Raw genomic sequence first — 13,805 nt, forward strand, 5'->3', positions numbered from 1 at the left:
GAGGTGGCGCTGATGTTCCTCAGAACCCGGGTCGCGCTCCTCGTCTCGATCGTGCTTGTCATCGCGCTTGGTGCCGTGGTGTTGCTCGGCCTGCAACGCGAAAACCTTGCAGCCCGGCCCTATACGGCGATCGCCATCACCGGACAGGATGCCTTATGGCGGGAGATCCTTGCCTCGCAGACGGACGAACTCACCGCGACGGTGAACGGGATCGCCGGCGACGAGCGTCTTCAGGCCGCGTTGATTGCCGGCGACCTGCCGCGCATCCGCACGCTGCTCTTCAACTTCGCAAGTTCTGGCGCCAATGCACATGTTGGAGCCAACTCAGGTCCTGGCGCAAACTCCGTTCTTGGCGCAAACTCCGTTCTTGGCCTCGACGCCAACGCGCTGGAGGAGTTGCAGATCATCGACCGTCAGGGTCGGGTGGTCGCAACGAGTTCCCTCGTGCCGGAGCCGCCACGCCTGCTCGACATCAGCACGGTCGAGGCCGTGCTGGATGGGGCGCGCCCTGCGGGCATCCGCCAGGTGGGATCGGATCAGTTCCGGGTGCTCGCCACGTCGGTCCTCTCCGTGCCATCCGGCGATCGTTGGGTCATCATCGCGGCCGCTCCGACCACACAGCCGCTGACGCATTTTTCGACGGCCATGGGCGGCGAGGCCTTCATGCTCTCGACGCGCGGCCGGCTGATCGACGGCACAGATCTCGACCTCTGGCGCAGCCTGGCCCTGGAGCTGCCGCAGCGCACGGCGACCGTCACCCAGGCCGAGCTCGGTGACCACCTCTACGCCGTCACAGCGGTCCCGATGACGGATCTCTCGGCCGGCTTCGCGGGGCTGCTCGTCGTCGTGCAGGACGCGACGGCAAGCCTGAGCGCCGTGCGCATGCTGACGCGCCTCGGCCTGGTGATGGCCGGCTGCGTGCTGCTGCTGACGCTGGCGGGCTTCTATCTCTACCTGCGGCGGAGCTTCGCGCCGCTCGAGCAGGCCGTTGACGTGCTCGACGCGCTCGGACGCGGCGACACCTCGGTCCGGCTGAGCGGAGGCGGCAACGATGAGATCGGCCGCATCGCGCGGGCGGTTGTGGAACTGCGCCGCAGCCTTGTCACGCTCGACCAGACACGCCGGCAGCGTGAGCTCCAGCGCCGCAGGCAGGAACGCTTCGTGCGCCGGCAGATGGAGGAACTCGCCGGCACATTGGAACCGGGCGCGCGCGAGGAGGTTCTCGGCGATCTCGGCCGTATCGTCGCGGCCACCTCCACCCAGGGCGAGAAGCCCGGCGAACCAGCCGATCCGATCGCGCAACTCATCCGCCACGACGATCAGCTCGGGCCGCTTGCGGCGGTGCTGCAGCAGATGTCCGGCCGCGTCGTCGAGCAGCATCGGCGGTTGTCCGAGCTTGTGGCCCGCCTGCGCGAGGCCCTGGTGCGCGAGACCCAGCTCGCGACGCTGCAGCAGGAGCTCGCGATCGCCCATGACCTGCAGCAATCCGTCATTCCCGACGATTTTCCCGACCGGCCCAGTTTCTCGATTTCCGGCTTCATGGAATCGGCCCGCGAGGTCGGTGGTGACTTCTACGACTTCTTCGAGCGTGCGGACGGCAAGCTCGTCTTCGTCATTGCCGACGTGTCCGGCAAAGGTATCCCCGCCGCCTTCTTCATGGCGATTTCGCGCACGCTTCTGAAGGCGATCGCACTGTTCGAGAATGATCCGAGCGTGTGTATCCGACAGCTCAACGAACTCCTGGCCGCCGACAATGACCAGATGATGTTCGTCACCCTGTTCTTCGGGATCTTCGATTCCACGACCGGCCATCTCGACTATGTGAATGCCGGCCATGGCCCACCGGTGCGGCTTGGCGCGAATGGCACAATCTCCATGCTGCCGATCACCGACGATATGGCGGTTGCCATCATGGAGTCCGTGCCGTTCACAACGCGCTCGATCGACCTCGCGCCGGGCGACAACCTCGTTCTCTATACGGACGGTGTGACCGAGGCCTTCAATGCCGCCGGCGAGCAATATGGCGAAAGCCGGCTGATGGAAATCCTGAGCCAGGTGTCGCTCGACGACGCGCCGGGCGCGCTCTCGTCAGCGGTCGCAGACGATGTCGCGCGATTCGAATCCGGATGCGACCGTTCCGACGACATCACGCTCGTGGTGTTGCGCTACAAGGGCCTATCCGCCGCGGTGGATCGCCATCAGCGAACGGCCCAGGCCCTGTAGCGGCCGCGGCCGGTCACTTCCTTTAAGGTCGGGCTCAATGCGCCGATCAGATCAAGGGCGCCGCGCGCCGTGATCCTGAGCTCCTTCGCAACGAGCTGCGGCGTCACCAGCGGCTTGGCCAGCACGAGCTCAACAAGACCGGGCAGGCGCGAATGCGACCGCCGGTTCGTCAGAAACCGTTCGAGCTGTGTGCGCGCCAGCATCAGCCTGTCGTGCTCCTGCAGGCCCGCCTCGGCCGCCGCTTTGATGGCATTCAGCATGGCGACCTTCGGCGGCGCCATCGCATAGCCGTGCAACGTGGACCCGCCCTTGGCGCGACGCGACTCGCGCAGGCCGAGACTGACGCAGGCGAGATGATGCGCGGTCTTGCCGCCCGCCCGCAGAACGGCGGCGACCAACAGGGGCCCGAGCCAGGGCATTGTCTGCAGGGGGGCGAGATCGACCCAGGCCTCCCATGCGTCGAGCGCCGCAAGAACGGGGGGCCGTTCCAGATCGATACGGTCCCGCCAATGCGTAAGCAATTCGTCGTCATCGCGCTCGGAATCGTAGAGGCCGAGATCGGCCAGGCCGGACACGCGTCCCGGCGCCGGCAGGCGCGCATTGACGATGGTCCGGTTGGAGCGCGCCAGAAGCGCATCGATATCGGCGAACGCACGCTCCGCCTCACCGTCGACATCCGCGCCGACGAGGTCCTTGACCCGTTGCGAGGACAGCGAGGCCTCGTCATCGAGCCACGACGGATTGCGGCCGCTCAAGGCACCAAGGCCCGCGGCGCTCAAGGCCCAGCCGGGCGGATGGTTCGCGATGCTGCGATGGGCTCTCAGCACCGCCGAAGCGCGTGTCAGCTCGTGGGTGGGCGTGCGAATGTCCATCGCCGCATCGTTCAGCACGAGATCTTCGAGGTGAACGAGCTCACCGGCAATCCAGCGTGCCGCACATGCCTCATTGAAGTGGCTGCGGCTCATCCATGCGTCGCGCACAGGGCTCGCCCTGAGACGCTCGTCGAGGCGCGCGAGCGCATCCTCCGCGAGGAGAAGCGGACCCATCAAGCTCTCTGACGAAGCCGCAGCACTCGGTTTGCGAATCATGCTCATATGTCAGCATCTTGCACGATCAGAGCGGGCACGTCAGCCAGGCGCCATTGATCAGTGTGCAGGTGTTGGACATGAACCCGCGCGAACGCCTGTTGACGCGGGCTTGATGTGCAGATCCGCTCAGCGTTGCATGACGCGGCGTAGCCCGGCCATACGGTCGATGACCACCATCGCAACTGCCGAGATCAGGATGAGCGAACTGGCGAGCGCCGCGCCGACCGCGTCATACTGGAACTTGATGTAGGAAAATAGCTCCACGGGCAGGGGGGTCCAGCCGGGCGGTGCCAAAAAGACCGAGATCGGGAAATCGTTCCACGACAGCACGAAGCACAGGACAAAGCTCGAAACGAGGCCCGTCTTGATGACCGGCAGCGTGATCGACACCATCGTGCGCAGGGGACCGGCGCCGACATTACGTGCCGCCTCTTCCAATGACGTGTCGAAATTCTGCATGCTGGCGGTCAGGATGCGGACCGCAAAAGGCAGCACATGGATGGAATGGCCAATGATCAGCGCCGGAATGCCCGCGCCGAAGCCGAGCCGCGCGAAGAAGACGTAAAGGGCCAGGCTGAAGATCGTGGTCGGAATCAACAGCGGCGACATGATGAGGAGGTTGATGAAGGCCTTGCCCTTGAAATCGTAGCGCACCATTGCGAGCACCGCCAGAAAGGCGAGCGTATTGGCGATGACGGATGCAGTCAGCCCGAGCGATAGACTGACACCCATGGCGCGCACGAAGGTGTCCGACGTCCACGCGGCATGGAACCATTCCAGCGTGAACCCCGTCGGCGGCAGGATGAACTCCCTCGGATTGACCGAGACCATGAGGGTGATCACAATGGGGAAGAACAGGAAGGCCATCGCCACATAGGTGAAGAGGCGCAGCGCGAGCGTTCCGACGTCCGGTGAGCGCATGAAGGGGGTCCTCATCGCTTGACCTCCAGCCTGTTGAGAATGAGCTTGCCGAACACGAAGGCCATGCCCATCAGGATGGTCGCGTTGGCGGCAATCATGATGACCGACAGGCTTGAAGCGAAAGGCAGGTCATTGTTGAGGAGCGCTTCACGATAGATCACGAGACCGATCATCTGGGTATCGTTCGCCCCGACCATCAGCGGCACGGCAAAGGCCGAGAAATTCAGGGTGAAGACGATGACGAGGCCCGCATAGAGGCCGGGCAGGGTCAGGGGGAACGTGATCCGCCAGAAGGCTGTCCAGCGATTGGCCCCGACATTGCGTGCCGCTTCCACGAAGGAGGGATTGAGGCGCTCGATGGAATCGAGCAGGGACAATACGATATAGGGCATCCCGATATAGACGAGCAGGATGATGACGCCCTTCAGGTCCCACATGTAGCGCACGGGCTCATCATAGACCTGCAGCGCGATCATCAGCGAGTTCAGGAGGCCACCGCCACGAAAGATGACGATCCAGCCGTAGACGAGGGTGACGAGCCCGATCAGCAGCGGCGACAGGACCATCGTCACCAGAATGCTCCGCTGCAACCCGCGGGTCTGCGCGATGTAGAGCGCCACGGGATAACCGAGAAGCACGGAGATCAGCGTCGTGACGATGGCGACGCGGATGGAAAACCAGAGCGTATTGATGAGATACCAGCTTGAGCCGAGAAAGCGCGTGTAGTTGTCGAAGGTAAAGGCCGACACCATATAGGCGCCGTCGACGGTCTCGTTGAAGCTGGTGCGGACGACCCACAGCAGCGGCAGCACGACGAAGATCGTGAGCGCGATAACGGCCGGGGCGAGAAGTGTAGCAGCGCCGCGCGACTTCATGACGCCCGCCGCCTCCGGCCTTCGATCAAGCGGAAGTGGTCCGGCTCGATGTTTACCCACACGTGATCGCCGATGTCAGCCGCGCGGCTGTTGTTGTGGGTTTCGATATACAGGCTCTCACCCGTCGCGATCTGCGCGGTATAGCGGATGGTGGGCCCGAAATACTCGACGAAGTCGATACGCGCCTTGAAGACGTTTGCGCCCTCCTGCTGGGCGGCGAGTATGCGCACGCGCTCGGGCCGCAGCAACACCCGGACGTCCGCGCCCGTCGGCACCTGAATGTGGCTGCCGACGTGGAGCACGAGGGACGGCCCCACCCGCACCGTCGTGATGCCATCGGCCACACCGGCCACCGTGCCGTCGAAGAAATTGGTCGTGCCCACGAAGTCGGCGACGAATTCGGATTGGGGATCCTCATAGACCTCGAAGGGGCGCGCGATGCGCGCGATCTCACCGCCACTCATGATGACGACGCGGTCCGACATGGACAGCGCTTCCTCCTGGTCATGGGTGACATAGAGGGTCGTCATGTTCAGGCGCTTCTGGAGCTGCTTGAGCTCGCGCCGCATGGCGACGCGCAGCGCCCTATCGAGGTTGCTGAGCGGCTCGTCCATCAGCAGCAACTGCGGCTCCAGTGCCAGCGCCCGCGCCAGCGCCACGCGTTGCTGCTGGCCGCCGGACAGCTCGCGCGGCAAACGCGCCTCGTAACCGGACAGGCCCGTGACGGCGAGCGATTCCTCGATCTTGCGCTTGATGAAGGCCTTGTCGCGCTTGCGCAGCTTCAGGCCGAAAGCGACGTTCTCCGCAACCGTCATATGCGGCCACAGCGCATAGTTCTGAAAGACGAAGCCGACCTCGCGCTTCTCCGGCGGCAGATGCGTGACATCGCGGCCGTTGACGCGGATCGCACCGTCGGACGCCATGATGAAACCGGCAATCATGCGCAAGGTTGTGGTCTTGCCGCAGCCGCTTGGCCCGAGCAGCGATACGAACTCGCCGTGGTGAACATCGAAGGACACGTTGTTCACGGCCGCGACCTGGCCATAGCGCTTACAAACGCCTTCAACCTGGATGGCTTTGTCGGCGACAGTCTTCATTTCAAAACGCTCTCCAGGATGCATCCGGCGCTGACGGTGCGCGACGACCACAGACGGCAGACTGGCTACCGCGCTGGACCGATTGCAAAGCATAGGGATAAAGGGGCGTGGCCGGGAAGCCCCCTTGGCTTCCCGGCGGTTGGCGTCAAGATGTTACTTGCTCGTCATCTTGTTGAGCTCGTTCTGCCATTTCGCCTTGTTGGCCGTGATTTTCTCCTGATCCGGCAGGAAGAGGCGCTTGAACTGCTCGTTCTGCACGAGGAGATCCTTGTAGACGAAGTCGGCAGGGATCGTGACATTCTGAACCGTCGGCGCGTAAAGATTGCGTGTCGCAAAAGCGAGCTGCACCTCAGGGCTCAGGATATAATTGACAAACGCCTGCGCCTTGTCCGGGTTCTTCGCCGCCTTGGTGATATTGACGCTGGTGATCAGCGGGAATGTCCCCTCCTCAGGCCGCACGAACTTGACGTTCTTGGCGCCCTTCTCGAGGAGTTCCTTCATGCGGCCGGTCGCCAGCATGCCGAGCCATGCGTCTTCGGTCTGGAACAGCGACACCATCTGGCTCTCCACATCGAGAGAACCGATGAGATTGCCGCTCTTCACGAGCGCCGCCATCTTGTCGAGCCCAGGCTGGATATTGTCGATGCTGCCGCCGTTCTTCTGGGCCTGCAGGACCGTCAGGCTGAGCGTCGGGATATGCTCGAAGCCGTAGATGACCACGTGGTTCTTGTAGGCCGGCTTCCACAATTCATCCCACGATGTCGGCGCGGCCTTCACCTTGTCCGTGTTGTAGGCCAGCACATAGTCGCCGACATTCGCGAAGACGGTATAGGGCGAATAGATCGCGTTGCTATAGAGATTGGCCATATTCGGGATCTTGCTCTTGTCGAGCTCCATCCAGAGGCCTTCCTTCTCGCCGGCAATCGAGTTCAGCAATGTATTCGTGGCGACATCGACCTGACCGAGGCGGGACTTCACGAGATGGTCGGGGCTCGCGCCGACGACCCACTCGATCTTGCACTTTTCCTTTTCCTCGAAGGCTTTGGCCACGGACTCGTAGGTCTTCTGGTAGCTGCCGCCCCAGGTCGTGACACGCAGCGTGCAGTCCTGCGCGAAGGCCGGCTGCGCGAATACACCGAGAGCTCCAGCAAGGAGCAACGCTGACATTGATTTTTTCATGTCCAAATCCCCTTTGGATGGCGATGGGCCGTTTCGGTCCCGGTAGCACTGCCTCTCTTCTGGCGGAGAGGTTGAATAACCCTTGCATGATCTGCCGAGGCGCGCCGTCTCCCTAGGGCGACGGTGCCATCAGCGCTTCGCCTCGCGGCGCGCCCTGAGATCACTCAGGGAATAACGCGCGTGGATAGCCTCCTGGTCGATGCACATCTCGATCAGGGCGGGCTTGCCGGCGTCGAGGCAACGCTCGAATGCCAGTGCGAATTCCTCGGTTTTGGTCACGCGCTCCGCGTGGGCGCCATAGGCCTTCGCGAGTGCATGGAAATCCGGATTGACGAGCTGCGTGCCGTTGACCCGTCCTTCCAGACGATTTTCCTCATGAATACGGATCGTGCCGTACATATTGTTGTTGAAGAGAACGACAATAATATTGGCGCCATACTGTACGGCGGTCGCCAGCTCTTCCGAACTCATCTGGTAACAGCCGTCGCCGACAAAATCGACGACGATACGCGCGGGATAAAGAAGCTTGGCGGAAATCGCCGCCGGCAGGCTGTAACCCATCGAGCCGCTGATAGGGCCGAGCTGCGTGTGCAGCCTGTAATGGGCGAAATAGCGCTGGCTCCACGTCGCATAGGCCCCGACGCCGTTGGTGACGATGGCATCCTCCGGAAGTCGCTGGCGCAGCCACTTCATGATCTGCGGCAGATCGATGGGGCCTGGGCACGGTCCGGGCCGCGTCTCGCTATCGAAGGTCTCGCGGAGCGTCGCCGTCCATCCGGCCCAAGCGCTTGAGGAGGTGGGTGCGTGGACGGCGAGTGCTGCGGTGAAGCCGTCGTTGTCGGCGAGCAGGGCGAGCTCGACCTGAAAGACGCGGTTGAGCTCGGCAAAGCTGCTGGTGACATGCACGATCTTCTGTTGCGGAACCGGAATATTGAAGAGTGTGAACCCCTCCATATACCCGGCGCCGATCGTATTCACGTCGCTCAGCGAGTCGTTGCACATGATGACGAAGTCGGCATTCTTGATATGCGCCAGCAAGGCCGGGTTGGATCCGATGCCGATTTCGCCGACGTAGCACGGCAACCGGTGATCAATGATATCGCGGCGGCGGAATGTGGTGACGACCGGGACGTTGTTTTGTGTGGCGAAGGCCTGCACGTTGTCGCGCGCCGCTTCCGTCCAGCCGGAGCCGCCGACGATCAGGAGCGGCCGCTCGGCCTCGGCCAGCATGGCGAAGATGCGCGCGATGTCGTCCGGCGCGGGGATCCCGGCCGAGGCCGGCACACTCGGCTTTCCGGCGGGAACCGTGGCGTCTTCTTCCAGCACATCCTCGGGGATGACGAGCACCACGGGCCCCATCCGCCCGGTCATCGCGGTCTGGTAGGCGCGCTGGATGAACTCCGGAATCCGCGCTGCATCATCGATCTGCGCGACCCACTTCGTCATGGGCGCGAATAGTGTGCGGAAATCATAGGCCATGAAGGCCTCACGTTCCATCAAGGCGCGCTTCACCTGCCCGACGATGAGGATCATCGGGGAGGAATCCTGGTAGGCGGTATGGACAGCGTTCACCGCGTTGGTCGCGCCGGGGCTGCGGGTGACGAAGGCAATCCCCGGTCGTCCCGTCAGTTTGCCATAGGCCTCCGCCATCTGCGCGGCGCCATTCTCATGCCGGCAGCTGATGGCGCGGATGTCGGGATGGCGGACGCCAAGCGCATCGAGCGCGCAGAGGAAGCTTTCTCCCGGCACGTGATAGACGATATCCGTCCCGTTGAGCTTAAGCTCATCTGCGAGAATTTCACTGCCTTTGCGCTTGGTCATCATGGCCATGCTTTCCAAAACGGACGGGATGGGAAAGGAGGCCGTTGCTGCGGCCGCCCTTCCGTATAACGTCACTGTGTCGTAACCGGGTCGTCGTGTTGTCACCCGATGACGAAGGGATTGTCGATCTCTTCGGCGGTCGACAGCCAGACGGCCTTGGTCTGCAGATATTCGCGAATTCCCTCGACGCCGTTCTCGCGGCCGATGCCGCTCTTCTTGTATCCGCCGAAGGGCGTCGTATAGGAGATGTCGCGGTAAGTATTCACCCACACGCTGCCCGCCTCGAGCATTTCGGACATCCGCAGAGCCTGGCGCATGTTGGCCGTCCAGACGCCGGCGGCAAGGCCGAACTCGCTGTCATTGGCAATCTCGACGGCTTCTTCCATCTCATCAAAGATGATGGTGGACAGAACCGGGCCGAAGACTTCCTCGCGGGCGATGCGCATTTCGTTGTTCACGCCGGTGAAGATCGTCGGCTCGATGAAGAAGCCTTCGGCACATTCGGCAATGTCGGGGCGCTTGCCGCCCAACACCAGTTCCGCCCCCTCCTGCCGCGCGATGTCGATATAGCCGAGCACCTTGTCATATTGCATGCGGTTGGCGATCGGCCCGATCTGGGTCGTGATATCGCGCGGATTGCCGATGCGGGCCGACTTCGAGAAGGCCGCGAGCTTCTCCACGAACTGATCATGGATGCCGCGTTGGACGAGCAAGCGCGACCCGGCGATGCAGGTCTGGCCAACGGCGCCGAAGATGCCGCCGACCACGCCCCGCACCGCATTGTCGATGTCGGCGTCGCTGAACACGATGTTCGGGGACTTGCCGCCGAGCTCAAGACTAGCCCGCTTCACATCCTTGGCCGCGAGCGAATAGAGATAGGCACCCGTCGCGGTCGAACCGGTGAAGCCGAGATGGCGCGTCAGCGGATGCGTGACGAGCGGCTCGCCCGCCTCCTTGCCGAAGCCTGTGACGACATTGATGACGCCCGGCGGGAAGCCCGCGGCCTCGACGAGTTCCATGAGCTTGAGCGCCGTCGCGGAGGTATATTCCGCCGGCTTCATGACGATGGTGTTGCCCGCCGCCAGTGCCGGCGCCGCCTTGAGCGAGAGTAAGAGGAGCGGCGCGTTCCAGGGCACGATGCCGACGCAGACACCGAGCGGCTCGGGCCGCGAGAAGCTCAGCGCAGGCTTGTCGCAGGGATGGACGACGCCCTCGATCTTGTCGGCAAGCCCGGCATAATAATAGAACCACTTCGGGATATAGCGGATCTGGTGCTGCATCTCGGCCAGCAGACGCCCGTTGTCGCGAACCTCGATCTCCGCCAGCGCGTCCGCATGCTCCTCGATCAGCTGGCCCAGGCGATAGATGAGCTTGCCGCGCTCGGAGGGGTGCATCTTGCCCCAAGGGCCTTCCTTGAAAGCCTTGTGTGCGGCCTGGATCGCCCGGTCCGCATCCGCCGCACCACCGCGCGCGACCATGGCCCACGGACGCGCGGTGAAGGGATCGACGGTCTCGAAATACTCACCCGACGCGGGTTTAACCCACTCGCCTCCGATATACATATCCAATCGCGGCAGCTCGCCCGCATGCGATGTCATTCAACACTCTCCCACAACTCAACCGAGCCGACGGCCCGCACGGCTATCCCCGATCGCGCGCTGCACCGCTGCGGCCGCCACATAATCTATCATTGAGTGATCGTTTTGATATCTCTTTTATGGATAGTGATATCATTGAAAACCTGCTGTCAAGCGCCTGCAAGGCAAATTCATTGGAATGGCAGACTGGACAATTGTCTAAAGCGCGGCGTATCGTGTGAATAGTGATATCCATTTATTCGCACCGCTGGATGGCGCATGAGCGAGCAGCTTCCCGTAACGCAGCCCCTTTACGGCCAGATCAAATCGGCGATCGAGAAGCGCATCCGTGCAGCCGAGTGGCCGGCAGACTTTCAAGTTCCGCGCGAAGAGGAACTGGCCGAGGAGTTCCGCGCATCGCGGCTCACGGTTCGCCGCGCGCTGCGTGAACTCCAGACCGAGGGGATGCTGGTCCGCATCCAGGGCCGCGGCACCTTCGTCATCGGCCCGCGTATGCAATGCGCTATCTTCGAGCTGCCCGACGTATCGGAAGAGATCGAGGATGGCGGCGGCGTGCATACCTGCGAAGTGATATCACTTTGCACCTTGCCCCGCGACAGCAGCCTCGCCAGCCTTCTCGCCGTGCCGAATGGGGGAGCGGTGTTCCACTCGCGCCTCCTGCACAAGGAGGATGGCACGCCGATCCAGATCGAGGACCGGTTCGTGAATGCGGCGGAAGCGCCTGACTATCTGAAGCAGGACTTCACCCGCATCACGCCGCATGCCTATCTCCTGCGGGAGACGGAAGTCACCTATGTCGACAACACGATCCGCGCCATCCGCCCGGACGAGGAGAGCCGGGCTGCGCTGCAGATCGACGGCAACCAGCCGTGCCTGCTCCTCGATCGCCGCACCTGGCGCGGTGACATCCCCGTCACGCGCAGCCGCTTTCTCTATCCCGGAGATCGCTATCGTCTTCGCAGCTCCCATGAAGCCACCACAAGTAGTGCGCGGTCGGGCGCGGCGTCCTCCACACCAATGAACGCATCCCCCCGGAGAATTCGATGAGGGACTACATTGCGCGTTTGCGCGCGCGCGGCGATCTTCTGGTCGTCGACAAGGAGATCGATCCGTTTCATGAGCTGGCGGCCGTCACCGCCGCAGCGCAGAAGCGTTGGGACAAGCCCATTCTCTTCAACAAGGTGAAGGGGACGCGCTTTCCAGTCGTCACCAATGTCTATGGCTCGCGCGAGCGCCTCGCCGAGGTCATCGGCATCGACGCGAAGGATTTTTGCCGGCAATGGAGCAATCTGGCTGCTCTCGGCAAGGGAACCGCTGGAGCCGACCCGTTCGCCAGGGTTGAAGACGACGGGCTGATCGAATGCAAACTATCCGATCTACCGCTCATTACTTATTCAGACCGGGATGCGGCCCCCTATTTCACCTCGGCGATGTTCATCGCCAAGGATCCGGAGACCGGCGTCGGCAACCTCTCCTATCATCGCTCGATGTATGTCAGCGACGATGAGCTGCGTTGCCGTCTCGCCCCGCGCCATCACCTCACAATCTATCACGAAAAGGCCGAGAAGATGGGCAAGCCGCTGGAGGCGGCGATGCTCATCGGCGCCCCGGCGACGTCCTTCCTCACCGCCGCCGCCCCCCTGCCCTATGACGTCGACGAGCTCGAGGTCGCCGCGCGCCTCAAGGGCGCGCCGATCGCCATGCGCAAGTGCAAGTACATCGACCTCGAGGTGCCGGCGGACACCGAAATCGTCATCGAGGGACGCTTCCTGCCCAACGAGCGCCGCGCCGAGGGCCCCTTCGGCGAGTTCATGGGCTACTATGTGCCCGAGGGCCCCAACGCCGTCTTCGAGGTGCTTGGCGTCACCGTGCGCCGCGACGCGGTGTTCCACAGCATTCTGTGCGGCTCGCCGGAGGAGGTGCTGACGCTGGAACTATCGGTCTCCGCGAATATCTATCAGCGCCTGAGTGCGGCCCTGCCCGGCATCCTCGATGTCACCTGCCAGCCCTTCGTGACCCATGCGATCATCAAGATCGACCCGCAGTTCGAGGGCCATGCCCGCCAGGTCATGCTCGCCACCATCGGCGCCGAACCGATCTGGGCCAAGGTGGTCACCGTCGTCGATGACGACGTGAACATCTACGACATGGATGACGTGATGTGGGCAATCCTCACCCGTTGCCGGCCGGATAAGGACATGCTGATCATCCCTGAGACGCCGTCCTTCTATCGCGACGACGCCAAGGACCACTGGGGCCGTCTCCTGATCGACGCCACCAAGCCGTTCAACCGGCGTGAGGAATTCGAGCGCAAGAAGATTAGGCTTGCCGACACGGTCAATCTGGCGGACTGGTTCCCGAACGCCTGATGGGACACGGGATGACTGGAGCAGAACCACAACGCATCATCGTCGGGATCAGCGGCGCATCCGGGGCCATATATGGCGTCCGCGCCCTTGACCTGTTGCAGGCCGCGGGGGTGGAGACGCATCTCGTCGTCACGCGCTCCGCCCATCTCACACTATCGCAGGAGCTCGGGCTTGCGCCGGCCGCGCTCGCCGAGAAGGCGACCGTCGTGCATAACGTGGCCGATATCGGCGCGTCGATTTCCAGCGGCTCGTTCCGCACGCTCGGAATGCTGATCGCGCCCTGCTCGGTGCGCACGATGTCGGAGATCGCGACCGGCGTCACCTCGAGCCTCATGAGCCGCGCTGCCGACGTCGTCCTGAAGGAGCGGCGCAAGCTCGTGCTGATGGTGCGCGAGACACCGCTCCACCTGGGGCATCTGCGTACGATGACCGCACTCAGCGAGATGGGGGCGATCATCATGCCGCCGGTCCCGGCCTTCTATGCCCTGCCCACCTCTTTGGCGGACATGGTGGACCATTCGGTCGGACGGGCGCTCGATCTGTTCGACATCGAGACGGGTTCGGTCCGCCGCTGGGCGGGCATGGCGGCAGCCCGCAAGGCCGATCCCGACTTGCCTTGAACGCATGCCTGGAG

Annotated in this window: 11 protein-coding genes; 4 read left to right on the forward strand and 7 right to left on the reverse strand. The window is 63.2% G+C overall.

What is annotated here, in order from left to right:
* Positions 1–12 precede the first annotated feature (12 nt).
* Positions 13–2,223, forward strand: a complete 2,211-nt coding sequence (locus C7450_RS05345) for a SpoIIE family protein phosphatase (RefSeq protein ID WP_110373377.1) — start codon at positions 13–15, stop codon at positions 2,221–2,223.
* Here the strand turns inward: C7450_RS05345 and C7450_RS05350 are convergent.
* From C7450_RS05350 to C7450_RS05380, 7 genes are all read right to left on the reverse strand, one after another.
* A complete protein-coding gene (locus C7450_RS05350) occupies positions 2,199–3,269 on the reverse strand; it encodes an RHE_PE00001 family protein (RefSeq protein ID WP_245449494.1) in 1,071 nt (356 codons plus the stop codon). The two genes, C7450_RS05345 and C7450_RS05350, sit on opposite strands and share 25 nt — an antisense overlap.
* 168 nt (positions 3,270–3,437) lie before the next feature.
* Positions 3,438–4,232 (reverse strand): ABC transporter permease, encoded by a 795-nt coding sequence (locus C7450_RS05355; protein WP_110373763.1) that lies wholly within the window; start codon positions 4,230–4,232, stop codon positions 3,438–3,440.
* 11 nt (positions 4,233–4,243) lie between these two features.
* On the reverse strand, positions 4,244–5,107 hold the full coding sequence (locus C7450_RS05360; protein WP_110373379.1) for an ABC transporter permease: 864 nt from the start codon (positions 5,105–5,107) through the stop codon (positions 4,244–4,246).
* Positions 5,104–6,204: an ABC transporter ATP-binding protein gene (locus C7450_RS05365; RefSeq protein WP_110373380.1), complete on the reverse strand. Its 1,101-nt coding sequence runs from the start codon at positions 6,202–6,204 to the stop codon at positions 5,104–5,106. The genes C7450_RS05360 and C7450_RS05365 overlap by 4 nt, the downstream gene beginning before the upstream one ends.
* A gap of 153 nt (positions 6,205–6,357) precedes the next feature.
* Positions 6,358–7,371 (reverse strand): ABC transporter substrate-binding protein, encoded by a 1,014-nt coding sequence (locus tag C7450_RS05370; RefSeq protein ID WP_110373381.1) that lies wholly within the window; start codon positions 7,369–7,371, stop codon positions 6,358–6,360.
* 141 nt (positions 7,372–7,512) lie between these two features.
* On the reverse strand, positions 7,513–9,207 hold the full coding sequence (locus tag C7450_RS05375) for a thiamine pyrophosphate-binding protein (RefSeq protein WP_110373764.1): 1,695 nt from the start codon (positions 9,205–9,207) through the stop codon (positions 7,513–7,515).
* Between the two features lie 98 nt (positions 9,208–9,305).
* Positions 9,306–10,802, reverse strand: a complete 1,497-nt coding sequence (locus C7450_RS05380) for an aldehyde dehydrogenase (RefSeq protein ID WP_110373382.1) — start codon at positions 10,800–10,802, stop codon at positions 9,306–9,308.
* 258 nt (positions 10,803–11,060) lie between these two features.
* Here C7450_RS05380 and hutC point away from each other — a divergent pair, with 258 nt between their 5' ends.
* The 3 genes from hutC to C7450_RS05395 are packed head-to-tail and all read left to right on the forward strand — an operon-like array spanning position 11,061 to position 13,791.
* Positions 11,061–11,849, forward strand: coding sequence for a histidine utilization transcriptional repressor HutC (hutC, locus tag C7450_RS05385; protein WP_110373383.1), 789 nt, complete (start codon positions 11,061–11,063; stop codon positions 11,847–11,849).
* Entirely contained in the window at positions 11,846–13,171 is a 1,326-nt protein-coding gene (locus C7450_RS05390) for a UbiD family decarboxylase (RefSeq protein ID WP_110373384.1), read from the forward strand. Before hutC ends, C7450_RS05390 begins: the two co-directional genes overlap by 4 nt.
* A gap of 11 nt (positions 13,172–13,182) precedes the next feature.
* Positions 13,183–13,791 (forward strand): UbiX family flavin prenyltransferase, encoded by a 609-nt coding sequence (locus tag C7450_RS05395; RefSeq protein WP_210206371.1) that lies wholly within the window; start codon positions 13,183–13,185, stop codon positions 13,789–13,791.
* The last annotated feature ends 14 nt before the right edge of the window (positions 13,792–13,805 follow it).

This window comes from Chelatococcus asaccharovorans, assembly GCF_003201475.1.
Classification (GTDB): Bacteria; Pseudomonadota; Alphaproteobacteria; order Rhizobiales; family Beijerinckiaceae; genus Chelatococcus; species Chelatococcus asaccharovorans.

Coding starts and splice junctions, on each gene's coding strand:
- C7450_RS05345 (WP_110373377.1), top strand. CDS start 13: ATGTTCCTCAGAACCCGGGTCGCGCTCCTCGTCTCGATCGTGCTTGTC.
- C7450_RS05350 (WP_245449494.1), bottom strand. CDS start 3,269: ATGGGTCCGCTTCTCCTCGCGGAGGATGCGCTCGCGCGCCTCGACGAG.
- C7450_RS05355 (WP_110373763.1), bottom strand. CDS start 4,232: ATGCGCTCACCGGACGTCGGAACGCTCGCGCTGCGCCTCTTCACCTAT.
- C7450_RS05360 (WP_110373379.1), bottom strand. CDS start 5,107: ATGAAGTCGCGCGGCGCTGCTACACTTCTCGCCCCGGCCGTTATCGCG.
- C7450_RS05365 (WP_110373380.1), bottom strand. CDS start 6,204: ATGAAGACTGTCGCCGACAAAGCCATCCAGGTTGAAGGCGTTTGTAAG.
- C7450_RS05370 (WP_110373381.1), bottom strand. CDS start 7,371: ATGTCAGCGTTGCTCCTTGCTGGAGCTCTCGGTGTATTCGCGCAGCCG.
- C7450_RS05375 (WP_110373764.1), bottom strand. CDS start 9,207: ATGATGACCAAGCGCAAAGGCAGTGAAATTCTCGCAGATGAGCTTAAG.
- C7450_RS05380 (WP_110373382.1), bottom strand. CDS start 10,802: ATGACATCGCATGCGGGCGAGCTGCCGCGATTGGATATGTATATCGGA.
- hutC (WP_110373383.1), top strand. CDS start 11,061: ATGAGCGAGCAGCTTCCCGTAACGCAGCCCCTTTACGGCCAGATCAAA.
- C7450_RS05390 (WP_110373384.1), top strand. CDS start 11,846: ATGAGGGACTACATTGCGCGTTTGCGCGCGCGCGGCGATCTTCTGGTC.
- C7450_RS05395 (WP_210206371.1), top strand. CDS start 13,183: ATGACTGGAGCAGAACCACAACGCATCATCGTCGGGATCAGCGGCGCA.